Genomic DNA, 21,395 nt, shown 5'->3' with positions numbered 1-21,395 from the left:
TCAAACTGAGACACCGCCTTGGCGTCAAAGGTCCTAGATCCAATCCCCGAGCTTCGACTACCAGCCAGCGAAGGCTCCCGCCAGCGAGGGGTTCACTTTGCCCGCCTCGACGTCCGTAAGAGCCATGTCGAGCATTTCGACACCATGGTCGGCCTGCTCTCGCGTCAACGTCAATGGCGGGGTAAGCTCGAGCACGTTCGAGTTGACGCCAACATAGAACATCACCAATCCGTATTCGAAGGCGCGATAAACAGTCATTGCGGTCTGTCGTTTTGCCGGTGCCCTTGTGGTCCGGTCGGTGACCAACTCTATTCCGATCGCCAGGCCCTGACCGCGGACGTCGCCAATCAACGGATGTCTCTGCTTCAAGGCCTGGAGACGGGAGAGCAACTGGGCCCCCACTCTGTCAGCATTTTCCGCCAGCCGATCGGTTTTGATGGCCTCAAGCACAGCCAATGCTGCGGCGGCACAAACCGGATTTCCATGTAAAGTTTGAAAAGAGAAAGCTGGCGCAAAATTCATGATGGCTTCTGGCCCTGCGACGGCCGAGATCGGCAATCCGCCGCCAAGACCCTTCCCGAACACCACGATGTCGGGTTCGATTCCATGATGCGCAAAGGCATGCAGCCGCCCGGTTCTGCCCAATCCGACTTTCACTTCGTCGCTGACGAGGAGGATTCCGCACTTGCGGCAGCGCCGCTCGATTTCTGCAAAGAAGCCAGCCGGAGCAACCAGCATTCCGCCGTCGGACTGGATTGGCTCGATGAAGAAAGCGGCCACCTCTTGCGGAGGAACGGTACTCGCAAGAAGGCGATCGAGCTGAGCAAGCGCCTTTTCTGCGGCTTCTTCGCCTTCGGCATAGCTGTTGGGATAAGGTACGAGTGTCAAGCCAGGTGCTTTCGGTATCGATTGCGACGGGTGACCGGAGACTGCGGCAGAGCCGGTGGTGCCACCATGATAGGCGCCCGAGAAGGAGATGATCCGGGGCCGGCCTGTCGCCGCAACCACAATGCGTGCGACGGTCTCATTGGCGTCCGAACCGGAATGACCAAACCAGATCCTGCCCGCTGCGCGAGAGGGCACGAGCGAGAGGAGCTCTTCGGCCAGCTGCACTGTCGCTAGATTAGTGCTCGAAAGATAGCTTGCTCCTGCCTGGCTGGACAACGCGCGGTCAACCGCCACCCTTATGCGAGGATCGGAATGACCCAGGCTCGCAGCGCCCCAGGAAGCCGCAAAATCCAGAAGTTCCCTGCCATCATCTGTGATCAGCGTCGCGCCGGCGCCCCCTGTCACAGCCAGCGGATAGAAGCGCAGATGAGCCAGTTTCGAGATTGATTGGGCTTCACGTTCATACAAACGGGTCATGTCTCTTTCCTGAGTTCAAATGCCGCAGACGGACGCCGCTAATTTGCCCCTTACGACTGGCGTGCGACCAAGCGCGCTGGTGACGTCTTGCAAAATCTGCGCTGCGGTGCCTCACCACCGTTATGCCCCACGAGGTCATCAGGACAAAAGAGCCGGCCAATTCGCCCTCAACCTGCTCCGGTCGATGCTGGGGCTTACCACGCGATTCAAATCGTCTCCCGGATCGGAGGCTTCAATCTCGCCCTCGCCCCGCTCCGAAGGCGACTGCGGACGTTCAACGGACCCCGGAGTGACTAGCAGCTCCAGCCTCGTTCTCTTTATCAGTCGAAGTCGTCGGCGCTTGGTCCTTCGCAGCCATCAGGGGTTGCTGCGATCGCTTTTGATTTGCATTCTTTCCAAAATTTGCAGGCAGTGCGGAGGCAAGCCCCTTTGGAAAGAACAGGAGGACAACGATCATCGCCAAAGCAACCAGCATAAAGCGGCCTTCAGCGAAGTTGTTAATACTTGCGAGCCCTTCCGAGATGAAGGTCAGGAGGAGCGCAGCAAACAGCGGCCCATAGATGCTGGACGTGCCCCCGACAAGCACCATGCTCAAGATGAGCGACACGGTCGAGAAGTCGAAGACCTCCGGCGAGGCGACGCGGAGATAGATGACATAGAAGCCGCCCGCCAGCCCCGCAAAGAACGCACTTGCCACGAGCACCTTCAGGCGCTGCCGCGCAATGGGGATGCCGCGGGAGACGGCGTAGTCCTCGTTGTCGCGCAGCGCTTTGATCGAGAGGCCGAAATCGGAGCGCACCAGCCAGCGCAGACAAACGGTCGTGGCGACAAGCAGCCCAAAGGCGACATAGTAGTAACCGAGCTTGTAGTCGCGCAGGAAATTGTAGCCCGGCAGCCATATCGTCGGCACGCGCACCATGCCTTGCGTTCCGCCGGTGAGATTTGACTGATTGATCACAAGTTGCATCACGAGCTGGCTGAAAGCAAACGTGACCAGCACCACATAGACGCCCTGAAGGCGTATGACGGGCAGAGCGACGATAGCAGCAGCAGCGGACGCGGCAAACCCGCCGATGAGCATCGCAAGCCACGGGTCTATCCCGAGAAGCTTTGCGGTCAGTCCTGTCGCGTAAACTCCGACGCCGAAAAAGGCAACATGGGCAAAATTGAAGATGCCAGCATAGCCAAGACTGAGGTCCCAGCTTGCTGCGACAATCCCGTAGACGAAGGAGATGATGAAAAGATGTCGCAGATAGCTGTCTTGGACGAAGATCGGCACAAGGAGCCCTGCGACGAGCAGGATGCCAATCAGCCATATCTTGCTGTCGCGGATCTTACCGTCGGGGAGGGCCATCATCAACGCACCACCTTTCCGAGGAGCCCCTGGGGTCGGACGAGCAGCACAAGGATGAGCAGGAGAAAGATCATTGAGGGTGCCCAGTAGATGCCTACGAAAAACGCGAGGGCCGCCTCGAGGATTCCCATCAAATAGGCAGCGAGAACCGTCCCACCCAGCGAGCCAAGCCCGCCAAAGATCACGATGATCAATGCCTTGACGAGCGGATCGGAGCCGAATTCCGGAGTGAGCAGGCGGATCGATCCGAGAAGCACCCCGGTGAGCCCAGCAAGGACAGAAGAGAGGGCGAACGTAACGATAAAAAGACGAGAGACGTCGATGCCGATCAGCCTGGCGGCATCGGGGTTCTGGCCAACCGCGCGTATTCCGCGTCCTGTCCGCGAACGGTCGAGGAAAAGCCAAAGCGCTCCAAGCAACAATGGCGCCACGACAATGATGAGCGCCTCCTGCGCGGAAATCGTCGTTTGCCAGATTTGTACGTTACCCGTTGCGATCGGAGCCAACTGCTTGAGCCTTGCCCCCCAGATCAGCTGGATCCCCTTCTGCATGAATATCATTGTGGCAAGGGTCGTCATGACGGTGATGAGCAGGATATCGCGATGGTCGTAGAACGGCCGAACAATGACCCGCTCGATCAGAATGCCCACTCCGATCATGATCGCTGCTGAAACGGCGATTGCCACACCCAATCCGAAATTGAGCCCGGCCGCGTCCGACACGGTCCAGGCGATATAGGCGCCGAGTGTCATCAGCACCCCATGAGCGAAATTGAAGATGCCAAGTGTCGTCCATACCAGCGATAGTCCGCTCGCCATCAAGGCATAGCCCGAGCCGAGCACGATGCCGCTGACGAGAATGGCGCTAAGGATGTCGCTCGTGATCATGCGCCCTCCGACCCGAAATACATGTCCATGATTTCCTGATGATCGACTGCTCCGCTCCGGTTGATTTCCCGGCTGATTTCTCCGTGGTCGACAAGGTACATGCGGTCGGCCAGGGACAGGATGAATGCGATATCCTGCTCGACGAGGAGAAGCGGAATGCCGCGCGACGATATTTCCGAGATTGCCTCGGCAAGCTCGTCCTTGAGCTTCGGAGACAGCCCAAGCGTTGGCTCATCCAGCATCAGCATGCGAGGCGCGCACATGAGCCCTGCGCCGATTGACAGCATCTGGCGCTCGCCGCCTGACAGCGTCTTGCATTGCTGCCGACGGCGCTCGGCAAGCCGGGGAAACAGCTTGAGCACATAGTCGAGATTTGTCTTCAGCTCCTCCCGCGCGCGCGGCGTGAAGGCTGCAAGCTCAAGTGTTTCCATGATCTGCATGTCGGGAAAGAGGCGATTGGCCTGGGGCACGTGAATCAAGCCGCGCGCCACGATCTTCTGGGGCGCGAGCTGGTCGATCGGCTCCCCCATGAACTTGACATCTCCCGCTCGGGGGCGGATCACTCGCGAAATCGTATTGAGAAGCGTCGTCTTGCCGTGCCCATTGGGTCCAAAGAGCCCGACGCGCTCCCGCGGTCCGACGTGGAGGCTCATGCCGAGCAGCACATCGGAGGCATCGTAACCGGCGCGCAAGTCGACAATTTCGAGTGCGTTCGTATTGTTGCTCAATGCCTCGCCTCCCGTTTGCCGAGATAGGCTTCGACGACCTTTGGGTTGCGTACCACCTCTGCCGGACTACCCGAGGCGATGATAGCGCCGTGATTGAGAATCATCAGGCGTTCGGACACGTTTAAAAGAAGCGGCAGAACGTGTTCGATGAGCACGACCGTGATGCCGCGTCGGTGCACGGTAAAGATGAGGTCGGAGAGGCCGGATATCTCGGGCTTGGTGAGGCCGGCGGCAGGCTCATCGAGGAGAAGCACCTTGGGGCGGCCCGCGATTGCAGAAGCAATCATTAACTGCTTGCGCTCAAAGACCGAGAGGTCGGACGCGGCTTTCGCCCGTCGTTCAACCGCCAGCGACACGTCATCCAGCGCCTGCTCGGCGGCATCCTTCGCTTCCGTCGAGGTCATCTGGGCGCAATAAGCGGCACTTGCGTAAACGTTCTCTCGCGCGCTCAGCGTTGCAAACTCTGCATCCTTCTGGAAGGTGCGAAGGATGCCCGCGCGGCTGATCTGATGCGGGCTCAGCCGATGCATTGCCTTGCCGTTGAGGAGCACCTCGCCTTCGCTTGGGGGAAATGGAATCCCAGTGATGACGTTGAAGAGCGTGCTCTTGCCGCTGCCGTTCGGACCGGCAATACCGAAGATCTCGCCCTTGCGGATCGAGAACGACACATTGTCGATAGCGACCAATGCGCCAAAGCGTCGGGTCACCTGGCGCATCTCGAGCAACGGCTTGTCATCCTTGAGTTCTATCATCGTGTGCTCTTCGCTGGTCGCGGGTAGATCAATCGGCCACGCAGCGATGCCGCGCGGCCGCAAGGCGGTAGCGCTATTGCCGCATCCATGGAGGCATACGGAACTCTCCGTCCGCATATTGCTTGGGGTAAAACAGAACCCGTTTGCCGTCCCAGATCTGGAAGAACTGAATTGGAATTGAGTTGTCGCCTTGGTCCGCAAGGTGCGTCTTCGGATCGAAGGAGAGGCTACCACTGACGATCTGCTTGTGGGTGTCGCCAATGGCCTTGCCGATAGCGAGCCGCTTGGTCGGATCCCCCACCTTCGCCAGGGCGTCGGCATAGACCATGACCTCCTCGTAGAGCGCCGGCCCGTATGTGCCTGGTTCGTGGCCGTATTTGTCCTGATATTTCTTGATCACCTCGGCAGCCCGCGGGTTCGCAGGCGTGTCGAGCGTGCCGCCGAGCAGATTGTAGACGATACCAGTCGCCTGCTTGCCCGTCAGCTTCAGGAATTCGGGGACCGAAGGCGCATACTGGATGAAGACCAGGCTATCCGTCGGCTGCTCGAGGAACTGGGTCAGGAATTTCGCGGCATTGCCCGGCTGATAGTCGGTATTGATGATGATGGCCGGATTATCCTGGCGGACTTTGGCAAGGAACGTTCGCCAGTTGTCGATCTCACCGAACGGCAGAAGGTCTGCCGACGTTACGGTCCAGCCGGCGCCTTCGAAGCTTTTCTTCAGCCCATTCATGATGGTCTTCGAATAGGGATTGTCCGAAGAGATCAGCGCCACCTTCGTATTCGGCAGCTTGAGCTTGCCAACTGCAAGAAGGCCCTTAACAACCGGGACCATGGCCGTATTGTACTCATCCAAGGACGGGGCCATTGACCAGACAGTCGGGAACTTGTCCGGATGGGGCGTGATGATGTCCCGCGTCTGAGCCGAGTTCGCCCAGATCAGGTACGGCATATCCTGCTCCGCCATGGTCTCGATTTCGAAATTGCTGCCGCTGGCGTAGCCGGTGAGGATGGCGTTCAGGTCACGGTCACTCGCCAAACGTTCGATCGCGCTGGTCACGGCATCGGCGGACTGGTTCTGGGTGTCGCCCACGACCACCTGCAGCTTGTAGCCAGTCACCCCGCCGGCTGCATTGATTTCGTCAACGGCGAGCTTGGCACCATTGATCATTTCGTTTCCGTCCGCAGCTGAATTTCCGGTCAGCGGCGCGAGGACACCGATCTTCGCGGTTTTGTCAGCACAATGGGCGGGCGTTGCGGCGGCCAAGGCAGCAACGACCAGACTTGTCCAAAGACTAGAAGCTTTCATGGTAGCAATCCCCTCTTTCACTGCACATGAGATCAATCTTTAATTCCGCACCAGTCGATGATTCCGGCCGCCAAGGTTTTGGTCGTCTCCTCCAAGGAGGCGATCTCGACGTACTCGTCGGCACCGTGGAAACCGTCGCCGGTTGGACCGCAGATCACACAATCAACTCCCGCCCCGGCGTAGTGCGCCGCGTCGACGACAGCAATCATCCCCGAGATCTTGGGTTTGCCGCCCAGTTGTGTTCGCCGTTGCCAGAGCGATTGCACAAGTGAATGGTCAGGTGCGGTATCCATGGGCGGGAAATGAAGACCGCCGAGCTCCCATTGGACCTTGATCGGATTTTGCTGCAACCAAAGATCCTGCTGGCAGAAGTGATGGACGAACGCTTCGAACTCAGAGCGGATCTCTTCCTTGGTCTGGTGAGGCAGGAATTTGTAATCGAGGTCGATGACCGCCACATCCGGAATGATGGCGGGATTGGTCATGATGAGCGGCAAGCCATCCGGCCCAAGCCCCGCGCCGGCGCGCATCGCTCCGACATTGATCGTGTTCATACCGGGCGGGAGCAGTGGGTGCTGACGCATGCGGCACCTCGAATATTCGAAATTCCTGAGCGCGTCCAGAAAACGGGTTGCGATATCGATCGCATTCACTGCCGGCCGCAGCCGATCAGGGGCGTCACGCTGCGGCCAGATTTCGTTGTAGCGCCACGCCGAATGGCCCTGTCGGCCAGTAATCGTGATGCGGATCCATTCCAGACCGCCTTCGCAGATTTGGATATCGCCCTGAGTGAGTTCAGTGATGATCGCCGCCTTGGCAAGATAACCGCGCTTGACGGCGTCTATCGCGCCAAAGCCGCCAGCTTCCTCATCGACTACAGAATGGATGGCAAGACGACCCTCAAGTTCGATACCTGCCGCCTTGATGCCTCGAACGGCTGCAACGGCGGCCGCAACGCCGCTCTTCATGTCGACGGCGCCACGCCCGTAAAGCTTGCCACCCTTGATTTCGCCACCGAAGGGATCGACTGTCCAGGTGCCGCGCTCCCCCACAGGGACCACATCGATATGGCCGCACAACAGCAGGCTGCGGTCTTCGGAGCCGGCCAGCTGACCGACGATGTTCGGTCTGTCAGGGAAGACGTCCCACCGGTTGATCGACATGCCAAGTGACGTCAGCTCCGATTCAACCAGATCTTGGACGGCGCTCTCGCGGTTCTGGCTTGGATCATTGACGAACTTCGGGTTGACCGAGGGAATTCGCACTAACCTTTGAGCGAGCTCGGTCGTGTAACTCCGCTCGCGGTCGATCGCGCTCCAGGCGGCCTTCACTGCAGCATCTAAATTGCCCATTTGAAACCCCTCCCTTATTTCCAGCATAGATTATCGCTTCGTCATGGCAGCCAACGCGTGGCCGCCAGTCTCGTGGATCAGCATGCCTGGGCGGCCACGCGGTAACTCCGCGCGGCCGCAACGCTATTGCTTCATCCAGGGCGGCATGCGGAATTTGCCGTCGGCATGCTGCTGCGGAGAAAACAGGACCCGCTTGCCGTCCCAGACCTGGTAGAACTGGATCGGAAAACCATCATCGCTTTGGACGGCAAGATGCGTCGCCGGATCGAAGGACAGCTTACCCTGCGCGGTCGGCTTATTGATCTCACCGATGGCTTTTCCGATAGCAAGCCGGTTCTTGGGGTCGCCGACCTTCTTCAAGGCGTCGGCGTAAAGCATGACCTCCTCGTAGACTGCGGGTCCGCTCGAGCCGGGCTCGTAGCCAAACTTGGCTTGAAACTTCGTATTGATTTCGGCCGTGCGAGGATTTTTGGGCAGCGTTCCACCGATGAGATTATAGATGACGCCCGTCCCCTTCTCGCCTGTTAGCTTGAGGAATTCCGGAATGTGCGGCGCATACTGGATGAACACCAGGCTATTGGTCGGCTGCTCGAGAAACTGGGTCTGAAACTTCGCAGCGTTGTCCGCCCGCGGGTCTGTATTGATGACGACAGCCGGATTGTCTTGGCGAACCTTGACGAGAAACGTCCGCCAGTCGGCGATTTCGCCGGTCGGCAGAAGATCGGAAGATGTGACCGTCCAGCCGTCCTCTTCGAAGCTCCTCTTCAATCCGTTCATGATTGACTTCGAATACGGATTGTCGGTGGAGATCAGAGCCACCTTCTTGTTTGGCAGCTTCAATTTTCCGCTCTTTTCCAGGCTGTGAAGCACCGGAATCATTGCCGTCTTGTAGGCGTCGTAGGAGGCGTTCAACGACCAGACGGTCGGGAATTTGTCCGGATGGGGGTCGATGATCGCGCGCGTTGAATCGGTGCTCCCATAGAGCAGATACGGCATATCCTGCTCGGCCATCAACTCGATCTCAAAGTTGCTATAGTCTGCGAAACCGGTGACGATGGCATTCAGATCAGGGTCCTTCGTAAGGCGCTGGACGGCGCTGGTTACCGAGTCCACTGACATGTTCTGCGTGTCGCCCACGACGACCTGGAGCTTGTAGCCGGCGACGCCACCGGCCGCATTGATTTCATCGACGGCGAGCTTGGCGCCGTCGACCATTTCGCTGCCATCTGCCGCGCTGCCACCAGCTAGCGGTGCAAGCACACCGATCTTGGCGACCTTCTCAGCCGCATGGGCAGGGCTCGTAGCAATAAGAGCGGCAAACCCCAGACTCAACCAAAGGCGACTAGAAATTTCCATGGTCGTATTTCCCTCTCCCTCACACACACGCCAAATTAGCTCAGCGAGTGCAATCGATGATTGCGATTGCCAGTCTTTTGATTCAGCCGGCTTCGCCTGAAACCCAAAAATTGAGCGACTCCCGCGCTCTCTACCTTGCCCGAATACCGTCGATTTCCTTGATCAGCGCTTCTGTTGGGACCTGACGGCAATAACCCTTGATTGCACGCAGAGTATTGTCATGCCGCTCCTGGCTATAGGTGGCGCAGGCATCTGGGACGAGCGTCACCAGATAGCCGAGGTCGCAGGCGTCCCGGACCGCAGACTCTACACACTGGTCAGTTGCGACCCCTGCGAGCACCAACTGCTTGACCCCGAGATTGCGCAGCAGGTAATCGACGTGGGTCGACACGAAGACGCTCGAAGAGGATTTCGGCAGCACGATTTCATCATCGCCGGGCACTATCTCGTCGATAACCTTTCCGTCCCATGAGCCCTTCGCGACATTGAAGCCCGTGATCTTGTAATCGAGGCTGCGATCGCGACCATCCTTGGTGAGACTCTCGATCGTCGTGAAAAGTACTTCTATGCCCGCCGCACGAAACGCGGCCTGCAGCCGCTGCATGTTCGGTATGGCAACGCGGTTCAAGCGATCGAAATAATAGCCGTACTTGCCGGCTATCTCGGCGTCCGGCACATCCTTGAACTCGCCGCCATCACGTCGCACGCAAAAGTTCTGCACGTCGATGAACAACAACGCCGACTGCTTCGGATTGAGCGGCACCTCGCGTGTCGTCGGGAATTCAGCCGTTGACATGCTTTTTCTCTCGCGCATCGATCAGCCCGTTGGCGATCAAGGTCGCCCATCTGTGCTGCCCCTCGGGATCGCCGATCAAATCATTACGAATTTCAAGCAGAAGGTGCGGCAAGCCGCGCGCCTCGCCGTGCACCGGGATCGTGTAGTCGCCCTCGTCGTCGACGACATACGGCTCGTTGCGCGCGCAGATCGTCGTCGGATTGCGCTCCTGAAAGGAGCCGAGAAAACGCTCGGCAAAGCTACGGTCACGATTGGAGAGCACACCGAGTTGCCAAGGTCGCCCGGGTCCTCCTGCCAGCCGCGGCGTAAAGCTATGCACCGCGACCAACATCGCCGGCGAACCTGTCGTCGCGCGACGATCTAGAAAGACCGCCACTTCCCGATGGAATGGCTCGTGGATCGCCGCATAACGCTGCCGGCGCTGATATTCCGTAAGGTGCAAGTTGCCTGGCACGACTCTACCATCGCTCACCTCCGGAATGCAGTCTGGCGCGCTAAACGGGCGATTGCAGTCGACGACGAGCCGGCTATAGCGCTGCAGGAAAAGCGGAGCATCGAGCCGATCTGCAAGGCGACGCGCCACAGCCTCGGCACCGATATCGTAGGCAATGTGCCTGAGCATTTCGGCCGCGGGCAGACCGAGATTTCCGAACCGTTGTGGGATAGCCGCGCCCGCGTGCTCGCAAACCAGCACAAAGCCAGCACGTCCGCCGGCATTGACGACCTCAACCGGGCGCGGGTCAGAAGGAGAAAGCACACTCGCGAAGGTCTCTGAATGCTGCAACACATCACCCAAGGCTGCTGCATGGCACCCATCACCACACTGCATGGTCGGATTGAACGAAATTTGATGATCAAAGTCAAACAATTTTTTCTATTTGACATATTTTTTTCATGACCTATTGCTTGAACTAGGTTTTTTTGAAGCATGGAATTTGCTCACGCTGGGCCTTATGACAGTGCAAGAGACATCCGCATGCTCCGTCCTGCGCCCGCCAATACTGAGCTGGAGTCTTTCGCGCCCAATTGGCGGTTCATCCATTCGGCGCTCTCCAGAAGTCAAGCAGTCGTGCGCCATCGATCACCCCAGTCATTAGGATCCAATTTGCTGGCCGTCAGGAGCCTCAGTGCCGGTTCACACGGAAGTGCCGAACGCTGTCGATGGCTTGCACGTACTCGTTCCCGCGCAGGCCTCTGCGCTAGACCGACTAGAAGGCATGCACGAGAGAGCAAGAGGCTTGCGCGGCCAGCGTTCGTTCACAATTCGCTTTGCCCTGTTCACTCTAGTTAAGGCGCAGCTCTGCGTTGGCAGAGAGACCCTTGCTCGATCGACGTGACGAGATGCACGAAAGACGCGGTGGTCACTTGAATGGCGCGCTCGTTAGCAAGAAGGATCTGCCGATGTGACGAACAAAACGATCGAGCAGACCGTTGGGCACTTCAGGAACAGCACAGTAACCGAAGGTCGCGCTTCGCCCGGAGAATAGATCGGGATAACGGCCTTCTTAAAACGCAAGCCAAAGGGGGAGTGATGCTCAAGCGTGGAAGAACCTTCGACGAGGTTCGAAGGTCGTTTCAGTGGAATATCCCTGATGACTACAATATCGGCGTGGATATATGCGACCGGTGGGCCGACAAAGAGCCCGGCCGTTTGGCGATCATCGACGTGGAGCCCGGAAAATCGACTCGCGAATATAGCTTTGCCGAGTTGAAGGCGATGTCGAGCCGACTGGCTAATGCCTTGAGAGGGAGCGGCATCGGCCGGCGTGCGGGAGAGATGGGCGACCGGGTGGCTGTTATGCTGCCTCAGCGCTTTGAGACAGCCGTGACGCATATCGCGCTCGCGAAACTCGGATGCATCTCGATCCCGCTATTTACGCTGTTTGGCCCCGATGCACTGCTACATCGTCTTTCAGATTCCGGCGCAAGAGCAATCGTGACGGACGCCTCCGGCGCTGAGCGACTTAAACTTGTGCTTGGGCGCCTGCCAGCGCTGGAGCTGATCATCAGTGTCGATGGCGCGATAGAACCGGCCAAGAGTTTCGCAGCACTGTGTGCCGCAGAATCAGATGAGTTCGAACCTGTGGCGACACGTGCGGACGATCCGGCAATTCTGATTTACACTTCAGGGACCACAGGAAATCCGAAAGGTGCTCTTCATGCGCACAGGGTTCTCTTGGGGCATCTTCCCGGAATCGAGATCAGCCATGACTTTCTCCCTCAGCAGGGAGACCGTTTCTGGACCCCGGCTGACTGGGCATGGATTGGCGGCCTGCTCGATGTGCTGATGCCGGCGCTTCATCATGGTATCCCGGTTGTTGCCTGCCGGTTTACGAAATTCACCGCAGAGGCAGCTTACGATCTCATCAAGACCTGCCGGATACGCAATGCATTTCTGCCTCCCACCGCCTTGAAGATGATGAAGCTCTTGTCGGAGGCGGAAAAGCTTGATGGTCACCTCCGATCGGTGGCGAGCGGCGGCGAAACCCTGGGTGCAGAATTGATCGAATGGGGACGCGCCACACTAGGGGTCACGATCAACGAGTTCTACGGCCAGACCGAGTGCAACATGGTGGTTTCCTCCTGCGCGGCGCTGGAGCCACCTTTGCCGGGCAGAATGGGCCGACCCGTGCCCGGTCACATTGTTGATGTGATCGATGTTGTTACCGGTAGGCGCCAAGATGAAGAGACGGAGGGCGCCATCGCGGTTTTGTCCCCGGACCCCGTGATGTTCATCGGCTATTGGAACAATCCCGACGCGACGCGCGAGAAGTTCGTCGACGGGCCGGACGGGAAATGGCTCCTGACGGGTGACCTGGGAGTGCGCGATGCTGAGGGCCGGCTCCGTTTTGTCGGACGCAACGACGATGTCATTGGCTCGGCCGGATATAGAATTGGCCCTGCCGAAGTCGAGGATTGCCTGCTTGCGCACCAGGCGGTCCGTCTTGCCGGGGTCGTCGCTAAGCCTGATTCGTTGCGAGGTGCGGTCGTAGCCGCATATGTCGTGCTCAAGGACGGATATACCGGATCAGATGCTTTGGCTGACGATATTGCCGGCTTCGTCAAATCGCGGCTCGCGGCGCATGAATACCCGCGCGTTGTGCGATTTATCGATGATATGCCCATGACCACCACGGGGAAAATTGTTCGTACAGCCTTGCGGAAGATGGCCGAGGATGAGGCTGCAGCGGAGAGGCCTGCGGCAGGCAGTTGAGAGTACGGATGTATTGGAGCTCGCCCACTCCCGATGCTGTTGCGTCAATCCTGACGTCAGCCGCACGCGAGGTGACAGACCTTGAGTACTTCGGCCGGGTCTTGGCAGCGCCGAGTGAATCCGCAGCTTTGTGTTCAAGCGAACGAAGCCGCAAAACTGGCTGATGCAGAAGCAGAAGGGTGATCCATGGCGGGGGCAGATTCAACTGAGACGGTTCTGTTTGAAACCTGCGGAAAAATCGGGATTGTGTCGATCAACAGGCCGCATCGTCGCAACGCGTTAGACGCGCACACTTGCCGGCTTCTGCGGGAGGCCGTGAATAGGCTGGAATGCGATCAGGAGCTCGCAGTCGGCGTCATTCGTGGAAACGGCGCCGTCTTTTGTTCTGGCATGGACCTGCAGGCGTTCGTCGACGGCGAAGCCGAAGAGATCTTGTTCGGAGAAGGTCACTTCGGTGGGCTTGTCAGTCGAGCACGAACCAAGCCATTGATCGCCGCTGTTCAGGGCGCGGCCATCGCTGGCGGATTTGAGCTCATGCTGGCTTGCGATCTCGCGGTTTCGACTGAAACCTGCCAGTTCGGGCTGCCGGAAGCCAAACGCGGTCTGGTCGCAGGCGCTGGCGGTGCATTCAGGTTGGGTGAAGTACTGCCGCGCGCGATCGCGAGCGAAATACTCCTTACGGGTGAACTCTTTGATGCCGCTCGCGCGTATCAATTGGGCCTTGTGAATCGCGTAGTCCCGGAGATCAAATTAACGGAGGTCGCGATGGATCTGGCCGAGACGGTTGCCCGTAATGCCCCCCTCTCCATCCGAGCAAGCCTCGCCTTGCTCAAAGCTCCGAACGAACAGGGACAGGAGCGCCTGTGGGAGCTCAACGACAAGCTGCTAGGCAGCCTGATTGAATCCAACGACGCCACTGAAGGCGCTGTCGCTTTCACCAGCAAACGCAGGCCGATTTGGCGTGGCAACTAGCGCAAGTAAATCTGCTCCAGATCAGGGCGAGACTGCTTTCGCTTCCGTCATCAGGTTGAGGACCGCTCGGCAGCATGCTTTCTTTCCGTCGGAAACGACGCTCTTTCGGTCCAAGACGCCGCTGTGTTGCACCGCACGCGATGAATGTTCGATTTAGCATCAGTTGATAAAGGCGCTTCCATGGGCATTGGTCCCCTCTTCCGGCGAGGCGCCTGGGACGGAGAAATTTATTGATCAGATATACTATCGATTTTTCATTTGACATATTTTTTTCATATCCGTATTTCCTGGAGTGAGGCGTTCGGCCCCAATGTTGCCCAAATCCGGTAAGGTGGCATGACAGTTCGAGAGACAATCAGGCGCGAAAGCGCCAATCTAACGGTCAGTGAACGTAAGATCGGGGATGCGGTGCTGGCAGACTATCCGTTCGGCGCTCTCCAGACGATCCAGGAGCTGGCCGAACGCACGGGCGTCAGCGCGCCGTCGATCACGCGCTTCGTGAGCAAAATCGGCTTCGCTGGCTATCAAGAGTTTCAGCGCCAACTCATAGCAGAACTCCGGGAAGCCCGAAGCTCGCCGCTGGAGCTCAAGGCAACAGAAAAGCTAGGCAGCGCAAAGACCTTTTTAGCCGACTACGCGCACCGTGCCGCCGGACGCATACACGAGATGAGCGGGAGCGTACCGCAAGAACAGTTCGATCGCATCCTGGCGCTCATCGCGGATCCCTCTCGGTCAATTTTCATGCTTGGCGGACGCGTGAGTGACAGCCTTGCCGGATTTCTGTCGGTCCACCTTAAGCAGATTCGACCGAAGGTTTATCATCTTCCACCAAACCCGGAGCACTGGCCCGACTTGCTGCTTTCGATCCGCAAGCAAGATGTCCTGATCTTGTTCGATTTTCGCCGCTACCAGCGCGACCTGGAAACACTTGCGGAGATTGTTGCAAAAGAGTGTCGACCGTCGATCGTGCTGGTCACGGATAAATGGATGTCGCCAATAGCGCGTCACAGCGACCACGTCATCGCTCTGCCGATCGAAATTGAAACAGCGTGGGACACGCTCGTCTGCGCCGTCGCTTTCGTCGAAGCGTTGATGGTCAAGGTATCTGAAACGAACTGGCACACGACGAAAAAGCGTCTCGAGGCCTGGGATCGACTTCGCCTGGTGTCGCCGGGCAAGGCGTTGGGGGACAAAGATGATCTCTGAGGAAATGATTGTTGCCTGTTGTACCGATCTTGCGGGCAAGGTTCGCGGGAAAGCATTTCCAGCGACGCAATTCGACAAGCGGACGAAGCGCGGAATCGGCTGGACGCCGACGAACGTGCAGATCACCTGTTTTGACGCTATCGCTGAAAGCCCTTTCGGTTCGCTTGGCGACCTCGTCCTCATTCCTGATGGAACTGCAAGGGTGCGGGTCGACCTTGGTGATGGCACACCGGTCGAGCACTTCGCATTGGGTGATATTCGCCACACTGACGGCCGACCGTGGGAATACTGCACCCGTTCGATCCTCAAGGGCGCTCTCGATCGTCTGGATCGCGTTGCCGGCCTGACCCTATTCGGCGCCTTCGAACACGAATTCCAGTTTCGGAATGCCGCGAGTCTCATTGGAGACGCGTACAGCTTAAACGGCTTCCGTGCCGAGCGGCGTCTGGCTGAGACACTTGTCGCGGCGATGCGCGCAGCAGGGCTGGAGCCAGACACCTTCATGAAAGAGTTTGGCGCCGGGCAGTATGAAGTCACGATGGGACCATCGCGGGGGATTGCGATTGCGGATCAGTCGACGATCGTACGCGAGCTCGTGCGTCTGGTTGTGAATGCTTCCGGCAAGGAGGTTACGTTCACACCCATCCGCAATCCAGCAGGCGTGGGCAACGGGGTGCATATTCACCTCAGCTTCCTCAATGGCGACGAACCGGCGACCTGGGATCCGAACGGGAAACATGAGCTTTCCAAGACGGCTGGCCAATTCATCGCCGGTATTCTCAAGTATCTCGATGCGATCGTCGCGATCACGGCGCCGAGCGTCGTGTCGTACCTTCGGCTGACACCGCACCGCTGGAGCGCCGCCTTCAATAATCTCGGCTTCCGTGACCGTGAAGCTTCCGTTCGCATCTGCCCCGTCTCTGATCTGAGCGATGTTTCCAAAGCCGCCCAGTTCAATTTCGAGTTCCGTGCTGCCGACGCAGCGGCAAGTCCACATTTGCAACTTGCAGCGATCGTACACGCTGGCTGCCAAGGCATTGAAGATGGGTTACCGATACCGGATGCAACAAGCGAGGACCTTTCTCTTCTTGATCCAGAGGTCCTGGCGGCGCGTGGCCTTGTTCGGCTGCCGAAATCATTGCCGGAGGCTCTCGATCAATTGCTGGCGAACCCGACGGTGATCGGGTGGTTTCCTCCGGGGTTCGGTGACACTTACGCAAAGCACAAGATGGGTGAGATGGCATTCCTCAAGGGAAAACCTCAAGAAGACATCTGCAGCCTGTACGAGCAGGTCTATTGAAAAACAGAACACGTCCGGGACCAATTTCCTCAGCCCCGAGCAGAGGTGATTGCTGAAGCCGAAACTATCCTTGGTGCTGAAATTATGGCGTAACAATTCTCCGAAGGCGTGCGGAGCATGAAGCTCATCCGGTTTGCCAACATGCGCCAGATGCCCCCCGGTCAAACCATTCGCGCCCGCGATCTGAGCGTAAATTTCAAAAGCGCGCTTGAACTTGAGGCATTGCTCGTACGCCGCAAAAGGTGCCAGCGGCTTAGCGAAATTACCCGCGTTGTCGTGGATCCCGTGAGATCGGTCGTGCGTCGTCAATTCGAAATGGGCATCGACATCGTTTGCGACGGCGAGATGGACACGTGCCTACATCACTTGCGCACGCGACGATTGACTGGTTGCAACGCGACGACCAGTCGCTGGCGCGGTCCGAACTGTTGGAGTTTCCGAGCTTGGTCCACGAATCAAGTTCGACCTCACGATACCGGTACACGCAAGGCCGGTGACTTGGGTGGAGACGTCCCAGCGACCGCATTAATCGAGGCTTGAGATTCGCTACTCCTAACAGACATCTGCATGGTAGAAGCACTATGACCGAGAAAGTGCCTGCCGTCATTAAACCGCTTGACAGTTCCGCAGATGCAGTCGGTTCAGCTACAGAGCCGATGTTGTTTCGGCCTGGTACCGGACGTTCGAATGGACACTTGTTTGTCAAAAATTCGATCCTGGCGAGGCTTTCTCTGCAAGACCTGGCGGCAATCGGGACGTTCCTCGAGCCGATAGCCTTGAGAGAACGCATGGTTCTGCAGGAGCCAAAAAGGCCTTTTAATCACGTCTACTTCATAGAGTCGGGGCTGGTGTCGCTAAGGATTGTTGCCCCGGGAAGTCTACTTGAAGCGGCCGTCGTAGGATACCGAGGGGCGGTTGGCGTCTCGCTCGTAGTCGGCGGAAACATTCCAACACAACAGTCTGTTGTGCTTTTTCCGGGTCACGCATTGAGAATTCATGCCAACGATTTGCGTCGCGTGACGAGTGAACGACCGAAAATTCTCGAACATCTCTTGAGATATTCCCAAACGCACAACACGCATTGCGCTCAGATGGGATTATGTGGCGTCCGACACGGACTCGAACCGCGCCTGGCGTGTTGGCTCTGCCTGATGTGCGACGCGCTCGACAGCAATGTCCTTCCGATTACACACGACTATGTTTCAGCCGTTCTCGGATTGCATCGCGCGGGGGTCACTAGGACGCTGATCCGATTTGAGGAGCAAGGTCTAATCCGCAAGATGCGAGGCGTTTTGCAGGTGGACGACCGCGGATGCCTCGAGCAGAAGGCATGCTGCTGCTATGGAGTGATCACGGGCGCATATACTTCCCTTGAGCATCCAGAGATCGCGGAATAGCTAGCAGAAGCACCAGCTCGGGCAGATCACGTCTTGAGAGACGTCTTTGCGTGGTTGGCTGAGTGATCAATGGATTCACGCGGAATGAATTTAATCCGCAACACCGCTTGAGAAGATTCACAGTTCAACGGTCTCGAGCGAGGCATTTCGGTTGCGCGGCACGCTAAAGCACACTCGTGGCTTCGTGTGAAATGCACGCATGAGAGCTCATACGGTGTTGAACGCACAATAGTGAACCCAACAAAGCACGGTCTGAGTACAGAGTGATCCTTTCGTGCATTCGGCACAAAGATCGCGATCTATCTCCCAACACAATCTGTCAACGTACGCGAGCGATGAGCGGAATGGTCCGCACCGCGACGTCCACTTTCAGTTTGTGAGTTGGCGTTCGAGGAAGACCCCGTAAGTCGAGAACGATTGGGGGAAGGTGGTCGATCTCTTCCGCGACGGTTGAGCGGCCACTTTTGAGATGAAACAATTTGGAGAAGTGTTATGAAGATGGTGAAGGTCCTGATGCTCGGTTCGGCGGCGGGGGTGATCGCCGTAGCCGGAGCGCAGGCCGCTGATCTGCCCGTCAAGGCCAAGGCGGTCGAATACGTGAAGGTCTGCTCCCTGTACGGTGCCGGCTTCTACTACATTCCGGGTACCGACACTTGCATCAAGCTCGGTGGTTATCTGCGTGTCCAAGCCGGTTTGGCCACAAACGGTCTCTATGACACAGCAAATAGTGGAGTGGCTGGCGCGCAAAATCGCCTACGCAACTACTACACCACTGGATCGCGCGAAGATCTGACAATCGACACGCGCACGGCGACCGAGTACGGCGTGGTCCGCACCTTCTTCGATGGCGTGTTCACCTGGAACTCCGGTGGCTATGCTGGGGCCGGTACAACCGCCGTGAATGGTTCGACCGCCTACAGCGGAGCTACGGTCGCCGGTGGTACGCTCGGCGTCTACTACGCATTCATCCAGTTCGCTGGCTTCACGTTTGGTAAGGCCCAGTCGCAATTCTCCGCTCCCTGGACCAACTATCCTGGTAACAACTTCGATGGCCTGCCAGGCGGCAGCGGCTGGGACCCCGTCAATCAGTTCACCTATACCGCAGACTTCGGTCAAGGCATCACAGCGTCCTTCTCTGCCCAGGATCAAGTCCAGCATGACACGACCAACATCTGGAACGTGAGCGGGACGACGGCCGCGGGTCTTGCGACCGGTGCGTACGGTGCAAACGATATCGGCGGTGCGTGGTCTCCTGACCTTGTGGCCATGGTTCGCGTTGATCAGGCTTGGGGTCTCTTTCAGGCGTCGGCGGCCGCGCATAACAATCACGCCGCCTACTACGGCGCCGATGAAACGACCGGCCATCCGGCCGACAAGTGGGGCTGGGCTGGTCAACTGGCATTGTCGATTAAGAACATCCCGACTGGTCCGGGAGACACAATCAACTTGACAGGCGTCTATACGAACGGCGCAAGCCGTTACAATTTTCAGGATTATATGTCGACCACGTACGCCATGTACGGTGGTACGGGCCTCGCAGGTGCCTACCAGAGCGTCGGACTTGGTGGTCTGTCAGACTCCGTGTTCGTTGCTGGCTCTGGCCAGGAATTGACCACGACCTATGGCTTCCGCGGCGGCTACACCCACAACTGGGATCCGCGATGGGCCACCGGCATCTACGGTGCATGGGCTGCTGTGCGGTATAACAGCACAGCCAAGGGCTATATCTGCGGCGCTTTCGTCACAACGCTTGCGCTGTCAAGCGGTATTGGCGGCTGTAACCCCGACTTCAACTATGCAGTTGCCGGTGTGGCAACGTACTGGACTCCCGTCAAGAACCTGACCTTCTCGGCCGACCTCGCCTACACCATGCTTGATCAAAAGTATGCAAGCGGAAGCACGGTGACGCTGCCGCTGCAGTCGGGGATCGCCAAACCGGGCGCTGTGTATGAGCTGAAGAACCAGAGCAGCCTCACGCTGCTACTCCGCGCTCAGCGCAACTGGTGAGTCTTCGTCAAACTAGCGAAGGAGAAAACAAACGGCTCTATAGATCTACGTTAACCTCCAAGAAGGCCTCCGGCATGCCCGCCGGAGGCCTTTTTCAATCAACTCCAATTTTTCGAATCTGGGTGACAGCTGTGTGCGGGACCCCTCCCATGGACCGCTGGAACGATCTCCAAGGTGTGCCGCCCGTCTTGACCAGGGAGACCATGTCCAGCAGACATAAACACGTTAGTCGTGTTCGCCGCACACGTGATCATCATCGTCTGCAATCCGTGATCACGATCGCCTGGCATGGCTGATCATCATCCCTGGAACAGGCAGCCACTGCAGTCGCTTTCACCAACAGGCGCAAGCCGATTTGGCGCGGCAGCTGGCACAAGTAATCTGCTCGAGACCATGGGTCGGAGACTGCTTTCGTCCCCTTCACCCGGATTTGCGAACATGATCAAGCGCTGTTCGGCAGCATATCTTCTTTCGGTCAAAGACGACGCCGTGTTGCACCGCAGGCGGTGAATGTTTGATCTCGGATCGGTCGATAATCGCGGACGCTAGGGGTTTAGCCCCGCCCTCCAGCACGCCACCCGGAAGGAGAAATTTGATCAGACGTAGACTTTACTGTTCATTTGATATATTTTTTTCACTCCCATATTGCCTGAAGTCGGGCGTTCGTTGTCCAAATCCAGTCAGGTGGCATGACAGTTCGTGAGACCATCACGCGCGACAATCTACCGTGAACGCAAAATCGAGGATGCGGTGTTTACTGAACGACAGAAGATCACAAGACGAAGGGTTGACGGACTCAGAAGCTCAAGATGCCGTGAGCCTACCTGAATGGACCAGAATGGCGTCACTTAAACTCGACCATACCGACTTTAAGATTCTTGACGCCGTGCAGCGCGACGGGCGCATCACCAAGCTGGCTCTGGCGGAAAAGGTGGGGCTTTCGCCAACGCCTTGTTGGATGCGGCTGCGAAAGCTCGAGCAAGCCGGAGTAATCGTCGGCTATCACGCGCGCCTCTCACTGCGCGCGGTGGCGCCGATGACGACCGTAATGATGGAGGTCACGCTCGCAAGTCACCGCCAATCGGACTTCGACCGGTTCGAGCGCGTAGTTCGGGAAATCCCTCAAATCGTCGCCTGCTGGTCGGTGGGCGGCGGCGTCGACTACCTGCTCAAGGTTGTAGCCCACGACGTCGATGCTTATCAACGTCTCGTCGACAGCTTGCTCGATCGAGAGATCGGTATCGCCCGGTACTTCACTTACATTGTGACAAAGACGGTGAAGGATGAGGACGTCCTCCCGGTCGAAACGCTTGCCGACCCAAGCGTGCGATGCTGATGACTTTTTTTGATGGACGGCGCAGCGTCCCCGAGCGAGAGAGATTCTCCGCGTCGGCGTTCGA

The 21,395-nt window shown here is 57.9% G+C and carries 17 protein-coding genes; 7 read left to right on the top strand and 10 right to left on the bottom strand.

The features are described 5' to 3' along the window. Positions 1–57 precede the first annotated feature (57 nt). The 10 genes from ABIB78_RS35930 to ABIB78_RS35885 form a co-directional block, all read right to left on the bottom strand. Positions 58–1,365 carry an aspartate aminotransferase family protein gene (locus ABIB78_RS35930; RefSeq protein ID WP_429033633.1) on the bottom strand — a complete coding sequence of 436 codons (1,308 nt, stop codon included), beginning with the start codon at positions 1,363–1,365 and terminating at the stop codon, positions 58–60. 274 nt (positions 1,366–1,639) lie between these two features. Beyond that, positions 1,640–2,722 (bottom strand): branched-chain amino acid ABC transporter permease, encoded by a 1,083-nt coding sequence (locus ABIB78_RS35925; RefSeq protein ID WP_429033632.1) that lies wholly within the window; start codon positions 2,720–2,722, stop codon positions 1,640–1,642. After that, positions 2,722–3,606, bottom strand: coding sequence for a branched-chain amino acid ABC transporter permease (locus ABIB78_RS35920; RefSeq protein ID WP_429033630.1), 885 nt, complete (start codon positions 3,604–3,606; stop codon positions 2,722–2,724). Before ABIB78_RS35920 ends, ABIB78_RS35925 begins: the two co-directional genes overlap by 1 nt. Then, the gene (locus ABIB78_RS35915) at positions 3,603–4,334 is read right to left on the bottom strand and encodes an ABC transporter ATP-binding protein (RefSeq protein ID WP_429033629.1); all 732 of its coding nucleotides are present in this window, start codon (positions 4,332–4,334) and stop codon (positions 3,603–3,605) included. The genes ABIB78_RS35920 and ABIB78_RS35915 overlap by 4 nt, the downstream gene beginning before the upstream one ends. Beyond that, entirely contained in the window at positions 4,331–5,086 is a 756-nt protein-coding gene (locus ABIB78_RS35910; RefSeq protein ID WP_429033628.1) for an ABC transporter ATP-binding protein, read from the bottom strand. The genes ABIB78_RS35915 and ABIB78_RS35910 overlap by 4 nt, the downstream gene beginning before the upstream one ends. 73 nt (positions 5,087–5,159) lie before the next feature. Continuing rightward, positions 5,160–6,395, bottom strand: coding sequence for an ABC transporter substrate-binding protein (locus tag ABIB78_RS35905; protein ID WP_429033626.1), 1,236 nt, complete (start codon positions 6,393–6,395; stop codon positions 5,160–5,162). Positions 6,396–6,427: 32 nt separating this feature from the next. Further along, positions 6,428–7,747, bottom strand: a complete 1,320-nt coding sequence (locus tag ABIB78_RS35900) for a M20 family metallopeptidase (RefSeq protein WP_429033624.1) — start codon at positions 7,745–7,747, stop codon at positions 6,428–6,430. Between the two features lie 123 nt (positions 7,748–7,870). Continuing rightward, entirely contained in the window at positions 7,871–9,103 is a 1,233-nt protein-coding gene (locus ABIB78_RS35895) for an ABC transporter substrate-binding protein (protein WP_429033622.1), read from the bottom strand. A gap of 130 nt (positions 9,104–9,233) precedes the next feature. Continuing rightward, positions 9,234–9,899 carry an isochorismatase family cysteine hydrolase gene (locus ABIB78_RS35890; RefSeq protein WP_429033620.1) on the bottom strand — a complete coding sequence of 222 codons (666 nt, stop codon included), beginning with the start codon at positions 9,897–9,899 and terminating at the stop codon, positions 9,234–9,236. Then, positions 9,886–10,767, bottom strand: a complete 882-nt coding sequence (locus ABIB78_RS35885) for an N-formylglutamate amidohydrolase (protein ID WP_429033618.1) — start codon at positions 10,765–10,767, stop codon at positions 9,886–9,888. The genes ABIB78_RS35890 and ABIB78_RS35885 overlap by 14 nt, the downstream gene beginning before the upstream one ends. 663 nt (positions 10,768–11,430) lie before the next feature. On the opposite strand from ABIB78_RS35885, the gene ABIB78_RS35880 reads away from it, so the two are divergent. The 7 genes from ABIB78_RS35880 to ABIB78_RS35850 all read left to right on the top strand — a co-directional run bounded on the left by ABIB78_RS35880 (position 11,431) and on the right by ABIB78_RS35850 (position 21,331). Then, positions 11,431–13,113, top strand: coding sequence for an AMP-binding protein (locus ABIB78_RS35880; RefSeq protein ID WP_429033616.1), 1,683 nt, complete (start codon positions 11,431–11,433; stop codon positions 13,111–13,113). A gap of 186 nt (positions 13,114–13,299) precedes the next feature. Next, positions 13,300–14,085 carry an enoyl-CoA hydratase-related protein gene (locus ABIB78_RS35875; RefSeq protein ID WP_429033615.1) on the top strand — a complete coding sequence of 262 codons (786 nt, stop codon included), beginning with the start codon at positions 13,300–13,302 and terminating at the stop codon, positions 14,083–14,085. Positions 14,086–14,421: 336 nt separating this feature from the next. Beyond that, positions 14,422–15,291, top strand: a complete 870-nt coding sequence (locus ABIB78_RS35870) for a MurR/RpiR family transcriptional regulator (protein ID WP_429033613.1) — start codon at positions 14,422–14,424, stop codon at positions 15,289–15,291. Next, positions 15,281–16,591 carry a glutamine synthetase gene (locus ABIB78_RS35865; protein WP_429033610.1) on the top strand — a complete coding sequence of 437 codons (1,311 nt, stop codon included), beginning with the start codon at positions 15,281–15,283 and terminating at the stop codon, positions 16,589–16,591. Before ABIB78_RS35870 ends, ABIB78_RS35865 begins: the two co-directional genes overlap by 11 nt. A 581-nt stretch (positions 16,592–17,172) precedes the next feature. Next, the gene (locus tag ABIB78_RS35860) at positions 17,173–17,988 is read left to right on the top strand and encodes a Crp/Fnr family transcriptional regulator (RefSeq protein ID WP_429033607.1); all 816 of its coding nucleotides are present in this window, start codon (positions 17,173–17,175) and stop codon (positions 17,986–17,988) included. Between the two features lie 492 nt (positions 17,989–18,480). Then, complete coding sequence (locus ABIB78_RS35855; RefSeq protein ID WP_429033604.1) at positions 18,481–19,995, top strand: porin; 1,515 nt, start codon at positions 18,481–18,483, stop codon at positions 19,993–19,995. Between the two features lie 838 nt (positions 19,996–20,833). Beyond that, positions 20,834–21,331 carry an Lrp/AsnC family transcriptional regulator gene (locus ABIB78_RS35850; protein WP_429033602.1) on the top strand — a complete coding sequence of 166 codons (498 nt, stop codon included), beginning with the start codon at positions 20,834–20,836 and terminating at the stop codon, positions 21,329–21,331. The last annotated feature ends 64 nt before the right edge of the window (positions 21,332–21,395 follow it).

This window comes from Bradyrhizobium sp. I1.14.4 (assembly GCF_050435825.1).
In the GTDB taxonomy this organism is placed as follows: Bacteria; Pseudomonadota; Alphaproteobacteria; order Rhizobiales; family Xanthobacteraceae; genus Bradyrhizobium.
The sequence above is the reverse complement of the archived record's forward strand: the minus strand, read 5'-3'. Positions and strand labels throughout refer to the sequence as shown.